This is a genomic window from Thermodesulfobacteriota bacterium (genome assembly GCA_040756475.1).
Lineage (GTDB): Bacteria > Desulfobacterota > Deferrisomatia > Deferrisomatales > JACRMM01 > JBFLZB01.
On record JBFLZB010000282.1, the window covers coordinates 1 to 3,971 of the forward strand.

Annotated in this window: 4 protein-coding genes; all 4 read right to left on the reverse strand. The window is 68.8% G+C overall.

The genetic code is table 11. The features are described from left to right. A partial coding sequence (locus AB1578_22425) for a hypothetical protein (GenBank protein ID MEW6490653.1) occupies positions 1-758 on the reverse strand: 758 nt, incomplete at its 3' end. Positions 759-924: 166 nt separating this feature from the next. Continuing rightward, positions 925-2,673 (reverse strand): aldehyde ferredoxin oxidoreductase N-terminal domain-containing protein, encoded by a 1,749-nt coding sequence (locus tag AB1578_22430; protein MEW6490654.1) that lies wholly within the window; start codon positions 2,671-2,673, stop codon positions 925-927. Continuing rightward, positions 2,670-3,107, reverse strand: a complete 438-nt coding sequence (locus tag AB1578_22435; GenBank protein ID MEW6490655.1) for a 4Fe-4S binding protein — start codon at positions 3,105-3,107, stop codon at positions 2,670-2,672. Before AB1578_22435 ends, AB1578_22430 begins: the two co-directional genes overlap by 4 nt. 205 nt (positions 3,108-3,312) lie before the next feature. Beyond that, positions 3,313-3,971, reverse strand: a 659-nt coding sequence (locus tag AB1578_22440) for an FAD-linked oxidase C-terminal domain-containing protein (GenBank protein ID MEW6490656.1), incomplete at its 5' end; no start/stop codon positions are given.

Sequence of the window (3,971 nt, forward strand, 5' to 3'; positions counted from 1 at the left end):
AGTGCGAGGGCTTCATTTTTCAGTTTCTCTCGCAACTGCTCTTCCACCTTCGTCGCTCGTTGGAGCATTTCGTCTGCTGCGGTCGAGAGCGCCTGTAAATCGAATGTTTCGCCACGAAACGTGAAAGTCCCCTTCGAAGGATCGAACCACCGCATCATGTAGGTTTCGGCTGCGCCAATGATGTCATCCTTGGGTCCGATGTAATCATTGATGATATTCTGATGCGCATTCGTAGCGCGCCATTGATCTAACTTCTCATCAAAGTGCTCGAGTAAATCGTGAAGCTTACGACTCTTGAGGACATGGTCGTCCGGGAGTCCGAACGCGGCACGAAGCGCACGCGCACGGGCCACCGAGGGTTGCGAGGAAATCCGTGCTTCATAGGCTTCCTCGCTCTCTTCGTTGAGCCGCTCGGGTACCGCCGGCCAAAACAGCCGAGAGATGTTGCTCGCATGCGACAGGAAGCTGTGAATGGATCGGAACACTTCATTGCAGAAAAACTGTGAACGCTCTGGCTGTGCGTCGCTGCTTTCCTGTATCGATTTGAGGGCGAAATTCAACTGTCCAAGCCCGCCGAGGGCGAACTTGCATTGCGACACGATTTCTGATGCGTATATAAATTGCCCGAATGAATCCATAGCATACACCTCGCAATTGTTGTTGGAACGGAATCTGCGGGACACCTTGAAATCTGAAACTCCATAAACATCTCTAAGCCTCAGGTCCGCCGCAGAGCCAAGTTTCTGGATCGGCAACACGAGGGTCCGAGGAAGACGGACGGCACTTTACCGTTTTGAAACGAAATCCGGAAGGGGGAATGAGACCCGGTCAGCCGCCACCCATTGCGCGCCCCGTGCATTGGCTCTGTCTCGGGGGGAGAAAGCGATTCTGTGCCCCCTGCGCTGCTGTGGCGAAGGCGCGAGTTCAGGCGGGCGCCTGGCCCCCGAGCTCGCGGATGCGGCGGGCGTAGGCGGCTTGGAGCTGGGACAGGAAGCCTGGGTCGATGCCGCCCTTCCAGTTTTCCACCTCGGCGAATCGCTTCGGAATCGTGACGGCCTCGGGCTGGTAGCCGGTGGCCAGACGAGCCCGCCAGCGCCGCTTCTGGACCTCGCGGCCCAGGGCGCCCAAGTCCTGGGCCAGGGCCTCGTAGCCCACGCAGCGCAGGCACTCGGCGAGGAGGGTGGCGGTATAGACGCCGCGGGCGAAGAGGCAGGCGACCATGGAGGTGAGGACCGCCCGTTCCCGTTCGTCGGCTTCGTAGAAGGCGACGGCTGCTCCTGCGTCGCGCTCGGGATGCTTCTCCTCGTAGGTGTAGCCGCCCACGTCGAGGTGGGAGTGGCGCAGCCCCAGGGCCTGACCCACGAAGAAGACCTCTCCGCTCGCGTAGCCGGCCATCTCCTGCCCCAGGACGCAGGCGAAGTCGTCGCCGCCGTAGCGCGCCGCGGCGTTTCGGGTGCCGGAGGCCAGGAGCCGGTAGAAGTCGTTCGTTCCGCGGGCCAGGTGCGCCACGGCGGCCTTGTAGGTCTCGGCGTCGCCGAAGCGAAGCCCCACCGCGGTTTCCGCCTCCGCCACCAAATCCTTCTCCGTCGCTTCGGTCGCCCAGGCCAGGGCGACACCGGCGGACATGACGTCGAGGCCCATGCGCTCCACCGCGTCGAGAAGACCCAGCACCGCGAAGGCGTCGAAGACGCCGAGCATCGAGCCGATCGAGAAGATGGGCTCGAAGTCGTAGGCGACCTGGCGGAAGAGGTACCGGTTGTCGGCCATGAACTTCTCCCGCACGAAGCCCACGTGGATGCAGCCCACGGGGCACCCGGAGCAGGCGGAGTTTCGCAGGAGCGCCGCGTCGGCGAAGCGCTCTCCGGTGATCCCTTCCACCTGGGGGTCGCTCGTCTGCTGGAGGTTCCGGCAGGGCAGGGCCCGAAGGCCGTTGAGCACGGCGACGTTCGCCGGTGTTCCCAGGTTGTGGTACTTGCGCATCATCTCCGTGGCGGTCACCTGGCGGTGGACCTCGTCGAAGACCTGGGTGTAGGCGCGGCCCTCCGGGAGGGGGAAGGAGGCGTCGCCCACGAGGCAGAGGGCTTTCACGTTCTTCGCCCCCATCACCGCCCCGCCCCCGAGCCTCCCGAAGTGGCGGTAGGTGTCGGCGTTGATGCAGGCCATGGCCGAGCGGTTCTCCCCGGCAGGCCCGATCCGCAGGATGCTGCGGTGCCCCGAGCCCCGGAACATCCGGCGCAGCGCCTTGCCGGCGGTGAGCACGTCGCTGCCCCACAGGTAGTGGGCGTCCCGGAGCTCGAGCTGGCGCGAGCCCACGAGCAGGCACGAGGGGCACGCGGCCCGGCCCGTGAGGACCAGGGCGTCGAGATCCGCGAACCGCAGCGCCAGGGCCGAACGGCCGCCGGCATGGCTCTCGGCGTACTGGTCGTGGTAGGGCGAGCGGAAGGCGCACACGGTCTTGCTCATCAGGGGAAAGTAGCCGGTGAGCGGGCCGATGGCGAAGATCAGGGGCTGCTCCGGGTCGTCCCACGGCCGGTCGAGCCGGGCGAAGCGCTCGAAGAGCAGCGCGGCCAGGCCGCTGCCTCCCGCGACCTCGTTTCGGCCCTCGAGTTCCAGAAGCTCGCCGCGGCCCGAGGCGAGGTCGACGCGCAGCACCCGGAAGTGGTCGCGGATCACGGCAGCACCTCCGGCCCGGCCCCGGGGAGACAGGCGCGCTCGGGGATGGGGGCGAGCTCCAGGCAGTCGTGGGGGCAGAAGGGGACGCACCGGCCGCAGTGGAGGCAGACGAAGGGCTCCCCCGCCGGGTCGAGGTAGACGGCGTCCACCGGGCACGCCTGGGCGCACCGGCCGCAGCGGATGCAGAGCTTCTTGCGGACCACCACCCCGCCGCCGGCCCGCTGGCTGAAGGCGTCGGTGGGGCAGGCGCGGGCGCAGGGGGCGGGGTTGCAGGCGAGGCAGGTCTTCGCCTCGAAGCCCGAGGTGAGCCCCCCGGAGGACGCCACGCGGATCCCGGCGGTGTCCCAGGAGAGCCGCCGGTGCACCTGGCGGGCGCAGGCCAGCGAGCAGGAGTGGCAGCCGATACACCGCTCCATGCGGGGAGCGGTCAGCATCTTGGGGGTGCGTGCCTTGGCCACGGGGCGCCTCCGGGCGGCAGGGGTTCGGCGCAGGGGGGCAGGGGGGCAGGGGACCCAGGGCCCCAGCCTGCCAACACCCGGGGGCACCGTCAACCCGCCGGCACCTCGTGGATCCACCGCCTCGGTGGCAAGCGGGGCCCGGGAGCCCTTGCGCTCCGCCCCGGGGGGGAGGGAGCAATCGTCACGGGGCGCGGTGATTCCCCGGAGCAGAGGCTCCGGGGGGAAGCACTTTCCCGGGGTTCAAGATGCCCGCCGGGTCCAGGGCGCCCTTGACCCGGCGCATCACCTCCAGGGCCGCCCCGTGTTCGGCGTCCATGAAGGGGAGCTTGGCGGCTCCCACCCCGTGCTCGCCGGCGCAGGTCCCCCCCATGGCCAGGGCCTTTTCCACCACGGCCGCGTTCACTCGCTCCGCGGGCAGGAAGGACGCGGGGTCGGCGCGGTCCACCAGGAGGGCCACGTGGAGGTTTCCGTCGCCCGCGTGGCCGGCGATGAAGCCGGTCGCCCCCTCCCCGTCCAGCGCCTGCCGGGCCGCTTCCGCGAGCTCCGGGAACCGGCTCACCGGCACGCAGGCGTCCACCTGGAGGAAGGCCTTCCCGGGGTGGTTCCGCCGGATCGACTCGAGCGCGCCGTGGCGCGCCGCCCAGACCCGGGCCCTCTCGTCGGGCCCGATGCCCCGCTCGACGGCCTCGGCGCCGTGGCGGCGCAGGATGCCCTCCAGGACCTCCCACCGGGACGCCAGGGCGGGCCGGCCCAGGTCGTGGAGCTCGAGGAAGAGCATGGGCTGCTCGGGGAGCCCCGCCCCCCGGTCCCGCCCCACGTCGCGATTGATCTCGGCGGCGA